We start from the raw sequence: 20,004 nt of genomic DNA, 5'->3' as shown, positions 1-20,004 counted from the left end.
GCTCTTCGGCTTTCCGAACCTGTGGGGTGACAAGAGAAAACATTACGGGCAGATTCTGCGACCGTCAAAACCGGCGTGCAGCCCGGGCGTGTCGCGGCTAGCATCCGCCGAATTCCGCGGAAGTGGCGCCCTTCGACAGGCTCAGGCAACGACAGGCCCGGCGAACGACAGGGGCCGAGAACGACGAGCTCAGGGAACGCGGGGGCTGTTGTCGATCGCGGTTACGCGAACGACGGCAACGCCCTGTTCGTTCGATTCCGCGAGATCGACCGTGGCGGAGATGCCGAAGTCGTGATCGCCGGCGGGATCGTCAAAGATCTGGCGCACCGACCACTCCCCCGGCCGCTCGTCGATGATGAGCATCGCGGCGCTGCGCGCATCCGCACCCGTGAGCAGTTCGTCGTGCTCGTCGAAGTAGTCGTCCATGGCATGAGCCCAGGCGTTCGCGTCGAAACCTGACGTGGCATCCATTTCACCGAGGGCTTCGTAGTTCTCGAGGGCGGCGAGTTGAACCCGGCGGAACATCTCGTTGCGCACGAGGATGCGGAAGGCACGCGTGTTCGAGGTGAGAAGTCGCGGCGCCGGAGGCACGATGCCCGGATTCTCGACACTCCCGCCATCGTCACTCGGGTTGATCAGCTCTTCCCACTCGTCGAGCAGACTCGAGTCGACCTGGCGCACGAGTTCTCCGAGCCACTCGATGAGATCGTGAAGTTCTTCGGTCTTCGCCTCGTCGGGGATGGTCTGCCTTGCCGCGCGGAACGCGTCGGACAGGTAGCGCAGGACCAGGCCCTCGGAGCGGGAGAGCTTGTAGAAGTTGATGAAGTCACCGAACGTCATCGCTCTCTCATAGAGATCGCGCACCACAGACTTGGGCTTCAACTCGAAGTCCCCGATCCATGGTTGCGAAGCGCTGTACACCTCGAAGGCCTCGCCGAGCAGCTGCTCGAGCGGCATCGGCCAGGTCACCTGCTCGAGCAGTTCCATGCGTTGTTCGTACTCGATGCCCTCGGACTTCATCGAGGCCACGGCCTCGCCCCGGGCCAAGAACTGTTGCGCCGAGAGAACGGGCCGGGGGTTCTCGAGCGTCGATTCGACCACCGAGATCATGTCGAGCACATACGTGTCGCTATCTTCGTCGAGCAGATCGAAGACCGCGAGCGCGAACGGCGACAGCGGCTGGTTGAGCGCAAAACTGGGCTGCAGATCGACGGTGAGCCGGATGCGATCGGGCCCGCCACCCGGTTGCGGCACCTGGGTCACGACCTCGGCCGTGCGGAGAGTTCGGTAGATGGCCAGCGCCTGTCGCAGGTGCGCGAGCTGTTTCGCGCGGGGCTCATGACTCGTCTCGATGAGCTGCCTGAACTCGGTGAAGGCGTCACCCTCGCGGGCGATGACGTTGAGAACCATCGAGTGGCTCACCTGCATGCTCGACGACAGAGTCTCGGGCTCCGCGTCGACGAGCCGCAAGAAACTGGGCTCGCCCCACGAGACGAAGCCCTCGGGTGCACGCTTCTTGACGATCTTGCGTTTCTTCTTGGGATCGTCGCCCGCCTTCGCGATCGCCTTCAGATTCTCGGTCTCATGCTCCGGGGCCTGCACCACGACCGTTCCGGCGGTGTCGTAGCCGGCGCGACCGGCGCGACCCGCTATCTGGTGGAATTCCCGGGCGTTGAGCTGGCGCATCCGCACGCCGTCGAATTTCGTGAGCGCCGTGAGCAGCACGGTGCGAATGGGAACGTTGATGCCGACACCGAGCGTGTCTGTTCCGCAGATGACGCGCAGAAGACCCTGCTGGGCGAGCTGCTCGACGAGGCGACGATACTTGGGCAGCATGCCGGCGTGGTGCACTCCGATGCCCGACCGGATCAGCCTGTTGAGCGTCTTGCCGAAGGCCGTGGTGAAGCGGAACCCACCGATGACCTCGGCTATCTCGTCGCGCTGTTCGCGAGTCGCGACCCGGATGCTGGTGAGTGCCTGCGCACGCTCGAGGGCCGCGAGTTGCGAGAAGTGCACGATGTAGACGGGCGCCTGATGAGTCTCGAGCAGCTCCTCGACCGTTTCTTGAACGGGCGTCGTCGCGTAGTAGTAGTGCAGAGGAACAGGCCGCTCGACACCCGTGACCACGGCGGTCTCACGATCGGTTCGAGCCGTGAGGTCTTTTGCGAGCCAGGTCACATCGCCGAGGGTGGCCGACATCAACACGAACTGCACTCCGGGGAGGGTGAGCAGTGGAACCTGCCAGGCCCAGCCGCGTTCGGGGTCGGAGTAGAAGTGGAACTCGTCCATGACCACCTGCCCGACGTCGGTGTCGGCACCATGGCGCAGCGCGAGATTCGCCAGGATCTCGGCCGTGCAGCAGATGATGGGTGCATCCGGATTCACCGACGAGTCGCCCGTGACCATGCCCACGTTCGCCGCACCGAAGACATCGACCAGGGCGAAGAACTTCTCGCTCACGAGGGCCTTGATCGGAGCCGTGTAGTAACTCCTCTGCCCGCGCACGATGGCGGCGGCATGAGCCCCGATCGCGACGAGCGACTTTCCGGTGCCCGTGGGCGTGGAGAGAATCACGTTCGCACCGGAGACGATCTCGATGACCGCCTCTTCTTGAGCGGGATACAGCGTGATGCCCCGCGAACTCGCCCACGTCTCGAAGGCACTGAAAACCGTGTCTTCGTCGAATTTCTCGGGCAGGAGCGACAGCAGAGAAGCGCGCTCGCCTTCGTCGCCCGACGTGACGGCGTCGTCGCTGTCGGGGGCTTCGGGCAGAGTCACGGTCATGATGTATCGATCCTGCCCTCTGCCGGGCCGAGCGCCTAACTGACACTCGCGGCCCGATTGACTTATTCGAACATATATTCGAACATTGCAGAATGAGTTCGGTAGCCGCCTTCGAGTCTCCTGCCTCGGTGAGGCAGGCCCTGCAGGCGCGAATCAGCTCGATGCAGTCCACGCGGCTCGACGAAGACGCCTTCCCCCTGCTTCCTATGCTGCGGGCAGTCCTCGGGCGCGGACTTCGGCGCGGAACTGTCTATTCGATCTCGGGGTCTACGTCGCTCGCCCTGGCCCTCGTCGCCGCAGCATCGCAGAGCGGCGAATGGTGTGGCGTGCTCGACGTTCCCGATCTCGGGCTCGAGGCCGCGGCCGGCTGGGGAATCGATCTCGATCGCCTCGTCTGGGTCGCCGATCCGGGCGATCGGTGGATGTCGACGGTCGGCTCGATGGCGGACGTGCTCGGCCTGGTGATCGTCAGGGCTCCCGCGCGGATCGCCTCGGCAGAGGCATCGCGACTTCTCGCCCGCCTGCGGCAGACCCGATCGACGATGCTCGTACTCGGCGAGTGGCCGCAGTCGGAGTCGCAGATCCGCGTGGTCTCGTCGACGTGGACCGGCCTGGGCGACGGTTACGGACACCTCGCCGATCGGCACCTCGAGCTCGAGGTTCGGCAGGGCCAGAGCCCAGGCCCACCCCGGCGTTCACGACTCCGCGTGCCGTCGGAGATGATTTCATGACCTCCACGAATGCACGCGTGTTGGTGGTCTGGCTGCCCGACTGGCCGATCATCGCCGCCCGTCGCCGTCTTGAGCTTTCTGCCGAGCAGCCGCTTGCGCTCATTCACAAGGGTGTCGTCTTCGCCTGCTCGAGCGATGCGCGAGCGTCTGGTGTGCAGCGGGGCCTCGCCGTTCGCGAGGCACAACTGAGATGCCCCGAGCTTCTCGTCGTCGCCTACGATCCTCAGGTCGACGCCCGGGCATTCGAACCCGTCGTGGCGTCACTCGAAGACCTGGTTCCCGGCGTTCGCATTCTTCGCCCGGGATTGTGCGCCATCAGAGCGCGAGGGCCTGCCCGCTTCTACGGTGGCGAGGAGCGGGCGGCCTCGACGATTCACCAGGCGCTGGCGAGGGCCGATATCGCCGCACGGCTGGGAATCGCCGACAGCGTCTTCGGCGCAGAGCGCGCCGCGCTGCAGACGAGCGGCGACTCCCCGATAGCGATCGTCGCCGTGGGCACGACGCGGCAGTTTCTGGCACCCGCACCGATCTCCACGCTCGACGACTCGACTCTTGTGCCCGTTCTGCGCAGACTGGGGCTGCACAGCCTCGGCGACTTCGCTGCTCTCGACCGTGTCGCCGTCGGTGCGAGATTCGGAGAGGCCGGACTGCGCGCTCATGACCGGGCATCCGCGACCGACCGGCTTTCTGGAGCCGAACACACGCCCGAGATCGACTTCGGAGCCGGTGCGACCTTCGAACCGGCACTCGACCGTGTCGATCAGATCGCGTTCGGAGTGAGAACCGCGTCTGAGTCGATGATCGATCGGCTTGCCAAGAGCGGTCTGGTCTGCACGGCGCTGCGCATCACCGTCACCAGCGAATCCGGCGAGCGACGCGAGAGGTCCTGGTCACATCCGCATCATTTCTCGGCGGCCGACGTGGTCGACCGCGTGCGCTGGCAGCTTCAAGGCTCGGGAGGTGTCACTGCGGGCCCGACATCTCCGGTCGAGCGAGTCGAATTGTCTCCCGCTCGGGTAGACACCAGCGCGAACCACGAGTCCGGCCTCTGGGGCACCTCCCTCGACGAGCGTGTGCACCACGCGCTGGCGAGACTGCACAGCATCCTCGGACACGGATCGGTCTCTACCCCGTCGCTCGGAGGAGGCCGCTTTCTGAACGAAAGGCAGGTGCTCGTCGCCTGGGGAGACGAGACCCCACCGGCGAAGCGCACTCTGCCCTGGCCCGGCAGCATCCCCCCTCCGGCTCCAGCGACCGTCTTCTCAGAGCCCAGACCAGCCGATGTACGCGGCCCGAACGGTGAGCCGATCGATGTCGATGGCCGGGGCACGGCAACCGCTCCTCCTGCGTGGCTGGCGCTCGGCCGATCTCCGGCGATGAAGGTCTCGTCGTGGGCCGGACCGTGGCCCGTGACACAGAGATGGTGGGATGCCGATGCGCGCCGAAGCGCCCATCGATTCCAGATGATCGATTCCGAGGGCATGGCATGGCTGATGATCCTCGAAGACCACGAGTGGGCAGCAGAGGCCCGCTATGACTGAGCGGACTCCGTCATGAACTGGGCGAATCCCCCCATTCCGTGGTCTGAATTCGAACGCATCGCATCGGGCGCGACACGGCGCGACGATCGGCCACACGGGGCCGACGGAGGCGACAGCCCCGCCTGGTCACGCAAACGCGCCCCCTACGAACCGCGTGCTCGGGCCTCACGACCCGAGGCAACGGTCGTGCCGTACGCCGAGCTGCACGCGCACTCGCATTACAGCTTTCTCGACGGCGCGTCCTCTCCTGAGCACCTCGTCGAGGAGGCCGTGCACCTCGGACTCACCGGCCTCGGTCTCACCGATCATGACGGCCTCTACGGAATCGTCCGTATGGCCGAGGCCGCTGAGCGCGTCGATCTGATGACCGTCTTCGGCGCCGAACTCTCGCTGGGACTCGGGGCTCCTCAAAACGGCGTCGCCGACCCCGAAGGCGACCACCTCGTGGTTCTGGCGCGAAAAGAAAGCGGCTACCACCGCTTGGCCGGTGCTATCACAAGCGCCCAATTGGCGCCGGGTGCAGAAAAAGGGCATCCGGTGTACGCGCTCGAGGATCTCTCGCGGGAGGCGCAGAACTCGTGGCTCGTCTTGACCGGATGCCGCAAGGGAGCTGTGAGAAGAGCCCTCGAGAGCGATGGATCACCGGCTGCTGCGCGAGAACTCGATCGTCTGATCGATCTCTTCGGTCGAGACAACGTCGTGGTCGAGCTGTTCGACCACGGAGACCCTCGTGCCTCGAGCCTCAACGATGCCCTGGCCGACCTGGCCGCTCGCGCCCGACTACCCGTCATCGCGACCAACAACGTTCACTTCGCCGGCCCAGAAACGTATCCACTCGCCTCAGCCCTGGCAGCGATCCGCGCGCGCCGCAGTCTCGACGAGATGGATGGATGGCTGCCGGCATCCGCGGGCGCGCACCTGCGCAGCGGCGCCGAAATGGGTGCCCGGTTCTCGCGCTATTCGGGAGCCGTCGAGCGAACCGTCGAGATCGCCGCGGATCTGTCGTTCTCGCTGCGGTCGGCGCGCCCGAATCTTCCGAAACTCGATGTTCCAGCCGGGCACACACCCATCAGCTGGCTGCGCGAACTCGTGCGACGGGGTGCCCAGAAGCGCTACCCGAACGCGACGCCCGACATCCACGACAGGCTCGAGCGCGAGCTGCGCGTGATCGAAGACAAAGATTTTCCCGGCTACTTCTTGATCGTCGAAGACATCGTGGGGTTTGCGAGGGGCCGGGGCATCCTGTGTCAGGGGCGAGGTTCTGCGGCCAACTCGGCCGTCTGCTATGTGTTGGGAATCACCGCCGTCGACTCCATCGCGCGGGGCCTCCCCTTCGAACGGTTCCTGTCGGCACTCCGCGAAGAAGAGCCCGACATCGACGTCGACTTCGATTCCGATCGTCGCGAAGAGGTGATCCAGTACGTCTACGAACGGTACGGCCGACGGAATGCGGCGCAGGTCGCGAATGTCATCAGCTACCGCCCCAAGAACGCCGTTCGCGATGTGGCGAAGGCACTCGGCTACAGCCAGGGGCAGCAAGACGCGTGGTCGCGGCAGATCGAGCGGTGGGGAAGCCTGAGCGAGACGCACGATCACGACATTCCGCCTGCTGTGACCGATCTGGCCCAGCAGCTGCTCAAGGCGCCCCGGCACCTCGGCATCCACTCCGGCGGAATGGTTCTCACCGAGAATCCCGTCGGCGAGGTCGTGCCCATCGAACACGCACGCAAAGAGAACCGCACGGTTCTGCAGTGGGACAAAGACGACTGCGCCTGGATGGGCCTGGTGAAATTCGACCTGCTCGGCCTGGGCATCCTGGCCGCCCTGCAGTACACCTTCGACCTCGTCGAGGAGCACACGGGTGAGCAGTGGAATCTCGACAGCATCCCGAAAGAAGAAGCCGGGGTGTACGACATGCTGTGCCGTGCAGACGCCATCGGCGTCTTCCAAGTGGAGAGTCGCGCACAGATGGGCACGCTTCCGCGGCTCCTCCCCCGGCGCTACTACGACCTCGTGATAGAAATCGCCCTCATCCGCCCCGGCCCCATCCAGGGCGGTGCGGTGCACCCGTTCATCAGACGGAAGACGGGCGAGGAAGCGGTGACCTACCCCCATCCGCTGCTCGAGCCGGTCCTCGAACGCACGCTGGGGGTGCCACTCTTCCAAGAGCAGTTGATGCAGATGGCTGTGGCGGTCGGCGGATGCTCTGCCGCCGACGCCGATCTGCTTCGCCGAGCAATGGGCTCGAAGCGAGGCGTCGAACGCATCGAGTCGCTGAAGGCGACCCTTTTCGAGGGCATGGCCCGCAACGGCCTCGACCTCGAAACCAGTGAAGACATCTACGCGCGCATCCAGGCATTCGCCAACTTCGGCTTCGCAGAAAGCCACGCCCTCAGCTTCGCCCTGCTGGTCTACTCCAGCGCGTGGCTCAAGCTGCACTACCCGGCAGCTTTTCTCGCCGCACTGCTCCGAGCCCAGCCCATGGGCTTCTATTCGCCCCTCACCCTCACTGCGGATGCGCGTCGGCACGGCGTCGAGGTTCGACGGCCGAGCATCCAGCGGTCTTTGGCCGATGCCACGCTCGAGGAGCTCGACACGGTCAACGCAGCTCAGGCGCACACCCGCCCAGAGTGCTGCGACGCGGATCAGCCGCCGGTCGGTGAGTTCGATCGCGCAGCACCCGATCTCACGGCGACCCATCGTCGCGACGGTGGCTTTGCCGTCAGACTCGGTCTGGCCGCCGTGACCGGCATCGGCGCTGATCTGGCGCAGCGCATCGTCGACGAGAGGCAGCAGTCGGGCGATTTCGTCGACCTCGCCGATCTGTCACGTCGGGCAGGACTCTCGACCGAGCAGCTCGAGGCGCTCGCCGCCGCAGGAGCTTTCGATTCGCTGGGCATCAGCCAGCGCGAGGCGTTCTGGCAGGCCGGGGAGGCATCCGCTGAGCGCGCGGATCAACTCGCCGGATCCTCTGTCAGCGTCCAGCCTCCGCTGCTGCCAGTGCTGACGTCGACCGAACGATTGGCCTACGACATCTGGTCGACCGGCATCTCCCCCGACGACCATCCGATCAGTCAGGCGCGCGGTGCTCTCACCGCCCGCGGGGTGTCTCCCATTGCCGCCCTCGCCCAGGCAGAATCAGGGCGGCGCGTTCGGGCGGGCGGGGCCGTCACACACCGACAACGCCCACAGACCGCGGGCGGCATCGTCTTCATGAACCTCGAAGACGAGACCGGCCTGCTCAACGTCGTCGTCAGCACCGGTGTCTGGAACCGCTACCGACGTCTGGCGCGAGAAGCACCCGCCCTGGTCGTGCGGGGAATCCTCGAGCGCTCACCCGAGGGCATCATCAATCTGGTGGCAGATCGCTTCGAAGAACTTCCCCTAAAGACCCGCACCCGCTCTCGCGATTTTCGCTGACGGCCCCGTAGACGCATGTCGGTGGCTCAGGCGAGACTGAAGGAGTGCCAGAACTTCCCGAGGTCCACGCGCTCGTCGCTGATCTGAGCGCGCGACTCGTCGGTCGAACGCTTGCACGCCTCGACCTGGTGTCGTTCGCCGCCCTTAAGACCTTCGATCCGCCCGCCTCAGCCTTGAGCAATCGTGTGATCACGGCGATCAACAGGCACGGCAAATTCCTCGACATCTCGGTCGGCGATCTGCATCTCGTGATGCACCTGGCACGTGCCGGCTGGATTCGGTGGCGCGACGGCGAACCGCCGCCACGCACCCGTCCGACGTCCGGGCCTCTCACGGCTCGTCTGGTTCTCGACGACGGCTCGGGGTTCGATGTCACCGAAGCAGGAACGAAGAAGAGCGTCGCCATCTGGATCGTTCGGAGCGCCGACGAGATCCCTCAGATCGAGAGGCTCGGGCCCGATCCGCTCGACTCGGCGTTCACCCTCGAGGTCTTCACGCAGATCCTCGCTTCGGCCGGGCGAATGCAGATCAAGGGTGTCTTGCGCGATCAGTCGCGGATCGCGGGAATCGGCAATGCCTACTCCGACGAGATCCTCCACGTCGCGCGCATGTCGCCCTACAAACCGGCATCGATGACGCCCGACGAGGCATCCCGACTCTACGACGCGATGCGCGAGACACTGCAGGGCGCCATCGGGCGCTCAGAGGGCGTCAGCGCATCGAATCTGAAGCGAGAGAAGAAGACCGCTATGCGCGTGCACGGCAGGGTCGGCCAAGAGTGTCCGGTCTGCGGCGACACCGTGCGGCAGGTGATCTTCGCCGACCGCACTCTGGAGTACTGCCCCAGTTGCCAGACGGGCGGAAAGCCGTTGGCCGATCGGGTGCTGTCGAGACTGCTGAAGTAGCAGGCCTAGCCCGCCTCGCGAATGGCGGCGGCGACCGCGGCCGCGATGACGGTGAGTCCCTTCGAGACGGGGTGGATGTCGTCGAACTGCATGAGCTCGGGCTGGCCGGCGAGAGGCTGGCCGATATCGAGGTAGTCGGCGTCGACCGCCCGTGACGCTCTCAGAATGTCGGCATCGAGCTCGCCCAACTCGTCGGGCGGGGTGGTGTCTCCCCAGAACGCGTTCAGCGCGAAGATGCGCGCCTCGGGCAATTTGTCGCGCAGATAGCTCATTGTCTTCATCGTCTGGCTGGCCACCTCGTCTGGGTCTTCGTCGAGGTCGTTGCTGCTCGCGGCGATGATCACGATCGAGGGGTTCAGCCCGACGGCGTCGACGGCCTGATCTTGAAACGTGCCTCCGTCGTCGCCGACTGCGACGAATCCGCTGCCGTCGGCCGCCAGGTCGGTGAGTTGCCAGTTCGTAGCCGCTCCGATGAGCTGCGGCCAGGCGTGGCTCGACTTCACGTTGTGGCCGTCCATGATGGAGTCGCCGATGGCCACGACGACGGGGCCGGGTTCTGATGCGGACTCCACGATGCCCGTGGGCGGCGATGTCGGTGCCGTCGTCGCAGACAGGGCGGCAGATCGCGAGTCGATATGGATGTGTTCTCCCGAGCCGTGGGTCACACTCTGCACGACGACCGACACGAGGGTCGCCGAGACGAGCATCGAGCCCGCGATGACCGCCGCAACGGCGCGTTTGTTGCGACGTTTAGCGCTCATTCCTCGACCTCACTCACCAGGTTGACAGTAGTCTGCAGCGTCGTTCGCCGGTCGCGAAGACGCTGAGCGCAAGCTCCGAATTCACCCCGCCGCGTACCCCGATCCGTCGCGCGAACCGAGGTACGATCCGACCACCGCCGCGCCGAGGTCGTCGAGTTCCGGCGAGACCACACTGCCGCCGACCCTCTTCGCCATGGAGTCGATGAACCGCGCGAGGCCCGGATCGTCACCGAGTCGGAAGAATGTGGTCGACGCTCCGAGTCGCATCGAGTTCTCGAGCTCGCGAACCGCGACAGCGATCGTCAGAGGATGCGGCGGGTAGTCGAAGAAGACCTCGCCGCTCGATTCCAGGTGGGAGGTCGGCTCGCCGTCGGTGACGATGAGCAGTACGGGCTGAGCGTTGGGATGCCGGCGGAAGTGCCGGTTCGCGAGAAGCAGTGCGTGATGGAGATTGGTGCCCTTCTCGTACTCGGCTTCGAGGCCGGTGAGCTGCTCGATCTCCATGACCTGAGCCTCGCGACCGAACGCGATCAGTTGAAGATCGTCGCCTCTGAACCGGCTGGTCACCAGGGTGTGCAGCGCGAGGGCGGTGCGTTTCATCGGAACCCACCGGCCGTCCATGGCCATCGAGAAAGACGTATCGACCAACAGGGCAACGCACGCCTGGGTTCTCGCCTCTGTCTCCTGCACCTCGACATCGCCGATCTCGATCCGGATGCCCGCTCCGGGGGCGGCCTCGCCGTTTGCGGTCCGTGACAGCGCGTTGGTGATCGTGCGCGTCACATCCCACGGCTCTGTGTCACCGAAAGACCACTCGCGAGTCGCACCCGACAACTCCCCAGCGGAGCCGGCCTGCCGGACGTCTCTCGTGCCCTGGCGGCCCGAGAGTCTCTGCGCGACGTCGCGCAGCAGGGAACGACCGAGAAGCCTCATCGCCTTCGGCGTCAGCTTGAGGGTTCCGTCCGAGGCGCGCTTCATGGTTCCCGAGTCGCGCAGAGCCTTTTCGAGTTGGGAAAGTGTGCGGGCGTCTGCCGCGGCCTCGTCTCCGAGCTGACGGGAGAGTGCATCGAGGTCGAGATCGTCGAGCCGTGATCCCCCATAACCCTGCGATAGCTGCTCCGAGAGCTCGTCGAGTGCAGCGATGTCCTGGAACACTCCCGTTCCGTCGCCGAGGCCCAGGCCATCGGAGCCGGACATGCGTTCCGACCCGCTCCAGTCTGCGTCGGGGCGCAGGGCTTGCAGCTGCTCGTCGAGCTGGACCAGAGACGACATCAGCTCGGGCGAACCGAAGGCATCGGATGCGAGTGCGTCGAGCTCGTCGCGCTGCTCCTGGGTCATCGAGTTGCGCATTCGAGCGGCTGCCGCTGCCCTCGCTGCCAGAGCGTCGATCAACTCGTCGATGGTCTGGGGGTTCTCGGGAAAGAACTCGCCGTGCGCGTTCATGAACTCGTCGAAATCCTGCTGGCCCGCCTCACCTCGAGCGTGGCTGTCGAGCAGTGCCGTGAGGTCGGCGACCATGGCGGCGACCGCTGCCCTGTCGTCGTCATCCGCGTTCTCGAGCGCGCGCTTGAGCCCCGCGAAGCGCTGGTCGAGCATCTCCCTTCCCAGCAGATCCTTGATGCGCTCGAAGTCCTGCCGAGCCTCGGTGCTGCGCCACGAGTAGTCGCCGAGTTCTTTCACGGCCGCGGCGGTCGACGGCGGTAGCGCGCCCAGCTGCATCTCGGCGAGGGAGCGTGAATCATCGTCGAGGTGCACGTCTCTGGCCAGCTGCTTGCGCTCCTCGAGCACGGCCTTGTCGAGCAGCCGCTTCACCTCGTTCAACGTGCCATCGAGGTTGTGCTTCGCCGAAAGCTCGCGGCGACGCTCCGCGACGCGACGAGCCAGGTCGTCGAGGCCGGGGCGATCGCGCGTGCCACGGCGCAGCAACTCCCGCAGCGACGCCTCGGGCGAGTAGCCCTCCATCACGTCATGGCCGATGGCGTCGAGTGCATCGCGCAGATCGAGGGGCGGCGCGAGCGGGTCGGGGCCGCCCGAGTACTTGCCATACCGTGAGGCGCGGGTGAGCCGCCGATTCGCCCTAGCCATAGATCGTTTCGCCTCCGCCCGATGCCTTGCTGATGCGCCGGTCGAGGAAGAGCCCCTCGAGAGCGAGTTCGATGGCGCCCGCCCGCTGGCCGTCGCTGCGGGCATCGAGCCTGTCGGCGATCTGGTCGTAGAGCTCGGACTCGCCCAGCCTGGGAAGCCCGGCTAGGAACCCGCGCGCCGGAACCTGCTCACCCGTCGTGACGACGGCACCCTCTTCGACGGCGTTCACCAGTGCTCTGAAGTCGAGACCTCTGAAATATCCGTTCACCGTCTCCGCCGTAGCGCGCCGTAGCAGATGGTCGAGGATCTCATCCTCTCGACCCTCCTCGCCAGACTCGAATTCGATCTTGCCGCCGAGCACGTCGACGGCCGTTTCGAGATCGACGGGCCGGGCCACGGCATCCGGTTCGCCCTGCCGGGTTGCGCGATGGATGGCCGCCGCGGCGATCGTCTCCGCTCCGGCGATCGCGAAGCGCGCGCTCACGCCGCTGCGCTGATCGACCGACGGCGATTCGCGCAACGCGCGAGTGAAGCGGGCGAGGATTTCGACGAGGTAGTCGGGCACCTCGGCCACGAGGTCCGCCTCCTGGCGGATGATCGACACCTCGTCGGCGAGCTCGAGCGGATAGTGGGTTCGGATCTCGGCGCCGAAGCGGTCTTTCAAGGGCGTGATGATGCGACCGCGGTTCGTGTAGTCCTCGGGGTTGGCACTGGCGACCACGAGCACGTCGAGGGGCAGACGCAGCACGTAGCCGCGAATCTGGATGTCGCGCTCCTCCATGACATTGAGCATGGCCACCTGGATTCGCTCGGCGAGGTCGGGCAGTTCGTTGATGGCGACGATTCCGCGATGGCTCCGGGGAATCAGACCGAAGTGGATCGTCTCCGGGTCTCCGAGGCTGCGGCCCTCGGCAACCTTCATGGGGTCGACGTCACCGATGAGGTCGGCGACGGAGGTGTCGGGGGTGGCGAGCTTCTCCGCGTAACGCTCCTCGCGGGTTCGCCACGACACCGGCAGGTCGTCGCCGAGTTCGTGCGCACGACGCACGCTCTGGCTGGTGATGGGGTCGAACGGATGCTCCCCCAGCTCGGATCCGTCGATCACGGGCGACCACTCGTCGAGCAGTCCGACCATCGTGCGCAGCAGTCTGGTCTTGCCCTGCCCGCGTTCGCCGAGGAGCACGATGTCGTGCCCCGCGATCAAAGCTCGCTCGAGCTGAGGGATGACCGTGGCCTCGAATCCGTGCAGGCCCGGCCAGGGGTCGCGACCTTCGCGAAGAGCCGCCAGAAGATTGTCGCGGATTTCGATTCGAAGGGACTTCTGCTCGTGGCCCGAAGCCTTGAGCTGACCGACTGTGGAGATGAGTGGACGCGTCATTTCTCCACGCTACCTCCGCTGTGGTCGCGTTAGCCCGGGTCGTCTAAACGAGTCAATCCCCGTGTGTGATTTTCGCGAAAAAGATCAGGATGAAGAGACGGAGGATCCACTGGAGGTTCATATGTCTGACACGGACACGATGACGAGTTCCGCACTCGCCCGCATCTATCGAGACCATGCCGACTACACGCAGGTCTACCTCGACATGTCGGTCGACACGGCCGACCCGCCCGGAGTGCAGGATGAACGCCGCACCTCGGTCCTCGATCGCCTCGCTCTCGCAGGATCGCCTCAGAGGGACCTGGATTGTGTCGCCGACGTGCTGGCGACGGCGGCAACGGGTCCGAGCCCCTTCTGTCTCTTCATCCTGGTGCGCGACGGTGTCGTCATCGTCGAAGAGGTGCTCGCCGGATTGGCCGTCGAACCCGAGATCACGTCGTACGGGCCGCTGCCGGATCTGGTGCCGCTTCTCAAGGCGCAGCCCCTCGATTTCACCTATCTGACCGTCGAAACGGCCAGAGATGGTGGAGAGGTACAGCTGTTCCGCGCGGGTTCTCGCGTCGTGGAATCGGAGGACCATGTTCAGGGGCGTACCGACACCCTCCACAAGATCAAGGGCGGTGGGTGGCGACATGACCACATGCAGAACCATGCGGAGGAGATCTGGCGGCAGACCCAGTCCGAGTTGGCGAGCACGATCGACGAGATCGTCCGAGTCCACGCACCGCGACTCCTCGTCGTGGCGGGAGATATTCGTGCGCGTCAGCTTCTTGAGCAGGAGCTGTCGGAGGCCAGTCGCGCGATTCTCTCCGTCGAGCCGACGAACACACGAGCTGACGGATCGAGTGATTCCGCCCTTCCCGACCGGGTCAGCGCCGAGATCGAGCGCATCCTCGCCGACGACAAACAGGTCGTTCTCGATCGCCTGTCGCTCCACGACGGTCGGGGCGACAACCTCGTCGAGCTGAATTTCGGCGGCATCGTTCTGGCTTTGGCGGCGGGGCAGGTCGACACTCTCATCGTCGACTCCGACAGACTCCGAGAACGTCAGGCGCTGGCTCTCGATGCGGAGCCGTGGATCGCGTCGGCGCCGGAAGAGGCTCTGGGGGCGACGATCCTCGGATCAGTCCCGACTCAACTGGCCCTATGCCGCGCGGCTCTCCTCACCGATGCCCGGGTGCTCTTCACCGATTCCTTCAGCGTTCCCGACGGTCAGGACGCGGTTGCCCTGCCCAACGAAGCCAGTGCCGCCGCAATTTTGCGCTGGCGAACAGGTCCCCCGGTTCCCGGAAACTGACACCCCTTCATCGACAACGACGGAGCACTCACTATGACGACTGAACACGCAGACCTCCCTCTCCCCGACTACGATCACCTTCCCCTCGGCCATATCGCGGCCCGCATCGCGCCGTTAGATGTCGATCAGGTGCAGCGGTTGATCGACTACGAGACAGAACACGGCGATCGGCTGCCCGTGCAGCTGGTTCTCGGTCAGCGCCTCGAGGCGCTACAGAACGGGGCGACGCCGAGCGGTCGAGTCCATACGGATCATCCCGAGGTTCCTGCGGCCTCGACATCGTCGACCGTGAGCCCCGCCACCACGACGGCCCCGGCCATCAACCCGACCTCCCACGGCGACCCCACCAATCCCTCCTGATCCATGCGTGATTCCGAGAAGACCGATTCAGTCAGGATTTTCTCGCGAGAAGCATCGACGCACCCGTTCTCTTCGTGGGCACCGGGCTGCCCGAAGATCACTGGCACTCCAGCGACGAGAGCATCGATGTCGACATGCTCCTCTCGGGAGCCGCGACGATCGCTCATCTCTGGACGGAACTCGGAGACGTGCCCAGAGAAGCAAAGAAGCCCCGGTCATAAGACCGGGGCTTCTTTGTGCTGTTCTGGTGGAGCATAGGAGATTCGAACTCCTGACCTCTTCGATGCGAACGAAGCGCGCTACCAACTGCGCCAATGCCCCGGAACTGCCTTGGAAGACTATCACGACCGCGGCAGCGACTCCGAACCGAACGAGGTGCTCAGCCCGCTCGGCGACGAGCAAGAACCTCATCGAGGTCGAGGCGAGAACCGTCGACGGTGTCGACGATACCCATGGATGCGAAACGGCTGGGCGGGCGAGGTGCCACCGGCTCGGCGGGGGCGAGCGGAAGCTCGATGGGTGCGACCGTGGGCCCGGCGGACGCTGCAGCGCGCAGGGCGTTTTCGGCATCCGCTGCGGCCCGACGGAGGTCGGCCTCGACCTCGAGCGACACCTCGCGAGCTACGGAGGGCAACGCCGTCGCGAGACCGGGAGCCGATACACGGGCGGCATAGAGGGGCTTGGGAAGCGGGATCGGTGTCCACTCGCTCGGAACGACCGGCTCTACAACAGGCGCGGGCTCAGCGTCGAGGAAGGATCCTCCGTGATCGACGAGGGTCTGGTCGTGCACGGTGAGGCGCGGAGCAGGAAGGCGAAGACTGCGGCCCGCCTGCGCGAGCTTGCCCAGCATGACCAGGCAGAGAGACGCGACAGACGCTCCGATGGCCACGACCACCCACGCGCCGGCGAGAGTGATCTGGAAACCGGCGAGAAGGGCGACCGACACCGAGAGGAGGAAGATGGCGCTGGTCACCGCGCGCGAACGCTTGATACGGGCTGCGATGAGAACGGCCACGGGGGTGGCGTCTTGCGACACCTGCCGCAGATAGCGCTGCTGCTCAGCCACGCTGCGGGCGGTCGTGGCCACCCGGATCTCGTCGGGAACCTCGCTCGTCTCGGCGAGGATGCGCAGCGTCTGCTGCAGTCGTACCGCATTGCGTTCTGTCGCCAGGAATTCTCGTCGCCGAGACCAGGTCGGCATGAAGTAGATCAGCCACAGCCCAGCTGCGACGGCGATGATGAGGCCTCCGCCCAGCCAGTCCGTTGTCATGGCTCTACGGTATGAGAGCGAGGGCCCGTTGAGGGCGTCTGCCTGCGTGTGTCGCGAACACTCGTGAGGCAATTCGCACTGGGTCAGCGAGGAATCGTCTCGATGGCGTGTTGCGCCGCCTCGCGATCGACGAGAGGAACGGAGCCTTCGCCGGCGGGAACCTGGCCGTTCTTCCACCGACGCAGCACTCCGACGGGAAGCTCTTCGGCGACCAGGGCGAAGCAGAAGTGATCACGCCAGTCGCCGTTGATGTGGATGAACCTCCGACGGAGTCCCTCGTAGCGGTAACCCAGCTTCTCGACGACACGCAGGCTCGGTGAGTTCTCGGGTCGTATGCAGATCTCGATGCGGTGGAGGCCGACCTGGAAGAACGAGTAGTCGGAGGCCAGGGCGACCGCCGTCGGAGTGATGTTCTTGCCCGCGAACCGTTCAGAGACCCAGTAGCCGATGCTCGCAGACGACACGGAGCCGTAGCTGATCGACGACACGTTCAGCTGGCCCGCCAGCTCGCCGTTGTATTCGATCAAGAAAGGCAGTCCATAGCCGGCTCGCGCGTTGCTCTGCAGAGACCGGATGCTCGCCCTCGTATCGAACGACATCGGCCCGTGCGGGTTAGTCGCCTCCCACTTGCGCAGCCAGGTGCGGTTCTCCATGAGCTCGCGTTCGAGCGCTCGCGCATCCCGCACCCGAATGGGGCGAATGACGATCGGTCCGTCGGACAGGGTGGGAACAAACATCGGCGGTGACAGTCATTCCTTCTGAAATGGTGGTCGAACGACAGAGGCCTCTAGAGGCCCTTGGCGTACTCCTTGAGCCAGGGGCGCAGGTCGCCGCCGAGGTCGTCGCGGTCGCTCGCCAACTGGATGATGGCCTTGATGTAGTCGAGCTTGTCGCCCGTGTCGTAACGACGTCCGCGGAAGACGACGCCGTAGACCCCGCCGGCGATCGAGGTGTCGGCGGCGAGGGTCTCGAGCGCGTCGGTGAGCTGGATCTCGTTGCCCTTGCCCGGCTCAGTCTTCTCGAGTACCTCGAACACCTCGGGCTGCAAGACATAGCGCCCGATCACGGCGTAGTTCGACGGCGCGTCCTCGGCAGACGGCTTCTCGACGAGGCCGGTCACCCGAACCACGTCGTCTTCGTCGGTCTCTTCGACGGACGCGACGCCGTACATGTGCACGACCGAAGGGTCGACCTCGAGGAGGGCGACGACGGTCGTGGTGCGCGTCTCGGCCACCTCGATCATGCGGGTGAGCAGTTCGTCGCGCGCGTCGATGAGGTCGTCACCGAGGAGAACGGCGAACGGCTGATGACCGACGTGCATGCGGGCGCGCAGAACGGCGTGACCCAGCCCCCGTGGATCGCCCTGGCGCACGTAGTGCATCTCGGCGAGCGCGGTGGCCTCGTTGACCATGCGCAGCTTGTTGCCGTCACCCTTCGACTCGAGGGTGGCCTCGAGCTCGGTGACGCGGTCGAAGTGGTTGGCCAGCGCGTGCTTATTGCGGCCCGTGACAACCAGGATGTCGTCGAGCCCGGCCTTCACGGCCTCCTCGACGACGTACTGGATGGCCGGCTTGTCGACGACCGGCAGCATTTCTTTTGGAAGTGCCTTCGTGGCGGGCAGGAAGCGAGTTCCCAGTCCGGCTGCAGGAATGACGGCTTTTGTGATCTGTGTCCCCATGGAGCCAAGGCTATCCAATGCCGAAAGGTCGATGCGCCGGATTGCGAAACACGGCCGATACATCCATGCAACTAAAATCACTTAAATGGTCACCGACCCGAGCAATATCAAACGCGCACTCCGAGCCGAGCTTCGAGAGCGGCGTCGAACGCGGACGTCCGTCGAGCGGGCATCCGCCACCGAGGGCTTCACTCGCAACCTGCAGAAGCTGGTCACCGACACTGGCGCCGGCTTCATCTCGTGCTACCTGTCGGCCACCCACGAGCCGAACACCCGCGACTTCCTCAATTGGGCTCAGGCGAAGGGCATCCGCACCCTCTTCCCCATCGCCAGGGAGGACGGTCTGCTCGATTGGACCCAGGGCGACGGCGAATCCGAGGCCGAAGGGCTGTTCGGCATGCCCGAACCCGTCGGCGAGATTCTCGGCCCGATGATCATCAACGACGTCGATCTCATCATCGTTCCGGCTGCCGCCGTCGACGCATCCGGGGTCAGGCTGGGCTGGGGTCGGGGATACTTTGACAAGACGTTGGGAAGCATGCAGAAGTGTCCTCCCGTCTACGCACTGATTTTCGATGACGAACTGCTCGAGAGCGTGCCTCGCGAGATCCACGATCAGCCCGTCGACGGAGTGATCACCCCCACGCAGATCCACACGTTCTAACCCGCGCCGTTCGGCACGCCGTTCCACCGTTTTCAAGGAGTCTTCTTCCGTGCCCACCTATTCGTACCGCTGCACCGAGTGCACCAACGCCTTCGACATCCATCAGGCGTTCACCGACGACTCCCTCACGGTGTGCCCCGTCTGCGGAGGAAAGCTCCGCAAGGTCTTCAGCGCGGTCGGTGTGACGTTCAACGGATCGGGCTTCTACCGCACCGATTCGCGCGCGGGCGACAAGTCGGGCGGCTCGAGCAGCTCGAGCAGCACCGGCAAGACGAGCGGATCGGGCGACTCGTCGTCGTCCTCCACGCCCGCGGCGCCGTCGACCTCGTCGAGCTCGGGCAGCACCAGCGGCTCTGGTTCCTCGAGCGGATCGTCGACGCCGGCCGCATCCAGCAGTTCAGCCAAGTAGAGAAGCGAAGGGATACACCGTGCTCAAGGGATTCAAGGAGTTCGTACTCCGTGGAAACGTCATCGACCTGGCGGTCGCCGTGGTCATCGGAGCTGCGTTCAGCGCGGTCGTGACGTCGATAGTAGAGAACGTCATCACTCCCGTGCTGGGTGCTGTCGGCGGCGCGGACAGCCTCGTCGGAGCGTTCCCCATCAGCGTCGGCAAGGGCACTATCGAGCTGGGCACGGTTCTCGCCGCGATCATCCAGTTCCTGATCGTCGCCGTGGTCGTCTACTTCGTCTTCGTGCTGCCGATCAACCATCTCAAGAAGGTCGCCTTCATCAAGAAGCAGCAGCCGACTCCCCAGGACACGGTCGAGACTCCCCCGACCGAGGCGGAGCTGCTCACCGAGATCCGCGACCTGCTCGCCAAGCAGCAGACGTCGCCCTCGGGCCCGACACACCCCAGCGCCTGACCGCTCTAGCGGCCTCGCCCACTCACCAGTGCGGCGGCTTCTCGAGCTTCAGCCTGTCGTCGTTCTTGTCGCTGCCGCGCGGGGCGGGATCGCCCCACGAGGCATCCGTGTCTTCGTCAGCCTTCTCGACGGCCGAGCCATCGGCTCGCTGAGGCGTCGGGTCTGAGCCGGCCACGGCATCCGTCGTCACCCGGCGTCGACCCGTTCGACGAACCGGGAGCGCGGGCAGCGCGGACTCGGCGTCGTTCGTCTCTTTCGGCACCACGG

General features: G+C 65.4%; 18 protein-coding genes and 1 tRNA gene. 10 read left to right on the top strand and 9 right to left on the bottom strand.

Annotated elements, in window-relative coordinates:
* Positions 1-189: 189 nt before the first annotated feature.
* Complete coding sequence (locus CCK87_RS14100; protein WP_086461965.1) at positions 190-2,784, bottom strand: DEAD/DEAH box helicase; 2,595 nt, start codon at positions 2,782-2,784, stop codon at positions 190-192.
* Positions 2,785-2,876: 92 nt separating this feature from the next.
* Between CCK87_RS14100 and CCK87_RS14095 the strand changes: the two genes are divergently transcribed.
* The 4 genes from CCK87_RS14095 to CCK87_RS14080 are packed head-to-tail and all read left to right on the top strand — an operon-like array spanning position 2,877 to position 9,381.
* Positions 2,877-3,515 carry a hypothetical protein gene (locus CCK87_RS14095; protein WP_086461964.1) on the top strand — a complete coding sequence of 213 codons (639 nt, stop codon included), beginning with the start codon at positions 2,877-2,879 and terminating at the stop codon, positions 3,513-3,515.
* Positions 3,512-5,056 carry a DNA polymerase Y family protein gene (locus CCK87_RS14090; RefSeq protein ID WP_086461963.1) on the top strand — a complete coding sequence of 515 codons (1,545 nt, stop codon included), beginning with the start codon at positions 3,512-3,514 and terminating at the stop codon, positions 5,054-5,056. Before CCK87_RS14095 ends, CCK87_RS14090 begins: the two co-directional genes overlap by 4 nt.
* A gap of 12 nt (positions 5,057-5,068) precedes the next feature.
* Positions 5,069-8,476 carry an error-prone DNA polymerase gene (locus tag CCK87_RS14085; protein WP_086461962.1) on the top strand — a complete coding sequence of 1,136 codons (3,408 nt, stop codon included), beginning with the start codon at positions 5,069-5,071 and terminating at the stop codon, positions 8,474-8,476.
* A 44-nt stretch (positions 8,477-8,520) separates the two neighbouring features.
* Positions 8,521-9,381, top strand: coding sequence for a DNA-formamidopyrimidine glycosylase family protein (locus tag CCK87_RS14080; protein WP_086461961.1), 861 nt, complete (start codon positions 8,521-8,523; stop codon positions 9,379-9,381).
* Positions 9,382-9,386: 5 nt separating this feature from the next.
* Here CCK87_RS14080 and CCK87_RS14075 read toward each other — a convergent pair whose 3' ends face one another.
* The 3 genes from CCK87_RS14075 to CCK87_RS14065 form a co-directional block, all read right to left on the bottom strand.
* On the bottom strand, positions 9,387-10,142 hold the full coding sequence (locus CCK87_RS14075; RefSeq protein ID WP_086461960.1) for an SGNH/GDSL hydrolase family protein: 756 nt from the start codon (positions 10,140-10,142) through the stop codon (positions 9,387-9,389).
* A gap of 81 nt (positions 10,143-10,223) precedes the next feature.
* Entirely contained in the window at positions 10,224-12,227 is a 2,004-nt protein-coding gene (locus CCK87_RS14070) for a VWA domain-containing protein (RefSeq protein ID WP_086461959.1), read from the bottom strand.
* Positions 12,220-13,605: a magnesium chelatase gene (locus tag CCK87_RS14065; protein ID WP_086461958.1), complete on the bottom strand. Its 1,386-nt coding sequence runs from the start codon at positions 13,603-13,605 to the stop codon at positions 12,220-12,222. Before CCK87_RS14065 ends, CCK87_RS14070 begins: the two co-directional genes overlap by 8 nt.
* A gap of 121 nt (positions 13,606-13,726) precedes the next feature.
* Between CCK87_RS14065 and CCK87_RS14060 the strand changes: the two genes are divergently transcribed.
* The 3 genes from CCK87_RS14060 to CCK87_RS14050 all read left to right on the top strand — a co-directional run bounded on the left by CCK87_RS14060 (position 13,727) and on the right by CCK87_RS14050 (position 15,483).
* The gene (locus CCK87_RS14060; RefSeq protein ID WP_086461957.1) at positions 13,727-14,902 is read left to right on the top strand and encodes a Vms1/Ankzf1 family peptidyl-tRNA hydrolase; all 1,176 of its coding nucleotides are present in this window, start codon (positions 13,727-13,729) and stop codon (positions 14,900-14,902) included.
* Positions 14,903-14,935: 33 nt separating this feature from the next.
* The gene (locus CCK87_RS14055; RefSeq protein WP_086461956.1) at positions 14,936-15,262 is read left to right on the top strand and encodes a hypothetical protein; all 327 of its coding nucleotides are present in this window, start codon (positions 14,936-14,938) and stop codon (positions 15,260-15,262) included.
* A 74-nt stretch (positions 15,263-15,336) separates the two neighbouring features.
* Positions 15,337-15,483: a hypothetical protein gene (locus tag CCK87_RS14050; protein ID WP_212638231.1), complete on the top strand. Its 147-nt coding sequence runs from the start codon at positions 15,337-15,339 to the stop codon at positions 15,481-15,483.
* 24 nt (positions 15,484-15,507) lie between these two features.
* Here the strand turns inward: CCK87_RS14050 and CCK87_RS14045 are convergent.
* The 4 genes from CCK87_RS14045 to galU form a co-directional block, all read right to left on the bottom strand.
* Positions 15,508-15,583, bottom strand: a tRNA-Ala gene (locus CCK87_RS14045).
* 58 nt (positions 15,584-15,641) lie between these two features.
* A complete protein-coding gene (locus CCK87_RS14040; RefSeq protein WP_086461955.1) occupies positions 15,642-16,532 on the bottom strand; it encodes a hypothetical protein in 891 nt (296 codons plus the stop codon).
* An 83-nt stretch (positions 16,533-16,615) separates the two neighbouring features.
* Positions 16,616-17,269: a GNAT family protein gene (locus CCK87_RS14035; RefSeq protein WP_086461954.1), complete on the bottom strand. Its 654-nt coding sequence runs from the start codon at positions 17,267-17,269 to the stop codon at positions 16,616-16,618.
* 50 nt (positions 17,270-17,319) lie between these two features.
* Positions 17,320-18,210 (bottom strand): UTP--glucose-1-phosphate uridylyltransferase GalU, encoded by an 891-nt coding sequence (gene galU / locus CCK87_RS14030; protein ID WP_086461953.1) that lies wholly within the window; start codon positions 18,208-18,210, stop codon positions 17,320-17,322.
* A gap of 85 nt (positions 18,211-18,295) precedes the next feature.
* Here galU and CCK87_RS14025 point away from each other — a divergent pair, with 85 nt between their 5' ends.
* Genes CCK87_RS14025 through mscL form a run of 3 tightly spaced genes read left to right on the top strand, consistent with a single transcriptional unit; the run spans position 18,296 to position 19,737 of the window.
* Entirely contained in the window at positions 18,296-18,874 is a 579-nt protein-coding gene (locus CCK87_RS14025; RefSeq protein WP_086461952.1) for a 5-formyltetrahydrofolate cyclo-ligase, read from the top strand.
* A 49-nt stretch (positions 18,875-18,923) separates the two neighbouring features.
* A complete protein-coding gene (locus tag CCK87_RS14020; RefSeq protein WP_086461951.1) occupies positions 18,924-19,283 on the top strand; it encodes an FmdB family zinc ribbon protein in 360 nt (119 codons plus the stop codon).
* Positions 19,284-19,302: 19 nt separating this feature from the next.
* Positions 19,303-19,737, top strand: coding sequence for a large-conductance mechanosensitive channel protein MscL (gene mscL, locus CCK87_RS14015; protein ID WP_086461950.1), 435 nt, complete (start codon positions 19,303-19,305; stop codon positions 19,735-19,737).
* A 22-nt stretch (positions 19,738-19,759) separates the two neighbouring features.
* Here the strand turns inward: mscL and CCK87_RS14010 are convergent, their stop codons facing one another.
* The gene (locus CCK87_RS14010) at positions 19,760-19,999 is read right to left on the bottom strand and encodes a hypothetical protein (RefSeq protein WP_140162863.1); all 240 of its coding nucleotides are present in this window, start codon (positions 19,997-19,999) and stop codon (positions 19,760-19,762) included.
* Positions 20,000-20,004 lie beyond the last annotated feature (5 nt).

This window comes from Agreia sp. VKM Ac-1783, assembly GCF_900177765.1.
Classification (GTDB): Bacteria; Actinomycetota; Actinomycetes; order Actinomycetales; family Microbacteriaceae; genus Agreia.
This window is presented reverse-complemented; position numbering and strand designations above follow the sequence as displayed.

Excerpts from the sequence above, each read along its gene's own strand:
- CCK87_RS14100 (WP_086461965.1), bottom strand. The coding sequence starts at position 2,784 with ATGACCGTGACTCTGCCCGAAGCCCCCGACAGCGACGACGCCGTCACG.
- CCK87_RS14095 (WP_086461964.1), top strand. The coding sequence starts at position 2,877 with ATGAGTTCGGTAGCCGCCTTCGAGTCTCCTGCCTCGGTGAGGCAGGCC.
- CCK87_RS14090 (WP_086461963.1), top strand. The coding sequence starts at position 3,512 with ATGACCTCCACGAATGCACGCGTGTTGGTGGTCTGGCTGCCCGACTGG.
- CCK87_RS14085 (WP_086461962.1), top strand. The coding sequence starts at position 5,069 with ATGAACTGGGCGAATCCCCCCATTCCGTGGTCTGAATTCGAACGCATC.
- CCK87_RS14075 (WP_086461960.1), bottom strand. The coding sequence starts at position 10,142 with ATGAGCGCTAAACGTCGCAACAAACGCGCCGTTGCGGCGGTCATCGCG.
- CCK87_RS14070 (WP_086461959.1), bottom strand. The coding sequence starts at position 12,227 with ATGGCTAGGGCGAATCGGCGGCTCACCCGCGCCTCACGGTATGGCAAG.
- CCK87_RS14065 (WP_086461958.1), bottom strand. The coding sequence starts at position 13,605 with ATGACGCGTCCACTCATCTCCACAGTCGGTCAGCTCAAGGCTTCGGGC.
- CCK87_RS14060 (WP_086461957.1), top strand. The coding sequence starts at position 13,727 with ATGTCTGACACGGACACGATGACGAGTTCCGCACTCGCCCGCATCTAT.
- CCK87_RS14055 (WP_086461956.1), top strand. The coding sequence starts at position 14,936 with ATGACGACTGAACACGCAGACCTCCCTCTCCCCGACTACGATCACCTT.
- CCK87_RS14040 (WP_086461955.1), bottom strand. The coding sequence starts at position 16,532 with ATGACAACGGACTGGCTGGGCGGAGGCCTCATCATCGCCGTCGCAGCT.
- CCK87_RS14035 (WP_086461954.1), bottom strand. The coding sequence starts at position 17,269 with ATGTTTGTTCCCACCCTGTCCGACGGACCGATCGTCATTCGCCCCATT.
- galU (WP_086461953.1), bottom strand. The coding sequence starts at position 18,210 with ATGGGGACACAGATCACAAAAGCCGTCATTCCTGCAGCCGGACTGGGA.
- CCK87_RS14025 (WP_086461952.1), top strand. The coding sequence starts at position 18,296 with ATGGTCACCGACCCGAGCAATATCAAACGCGCACTCCGAGCCGAGCTT.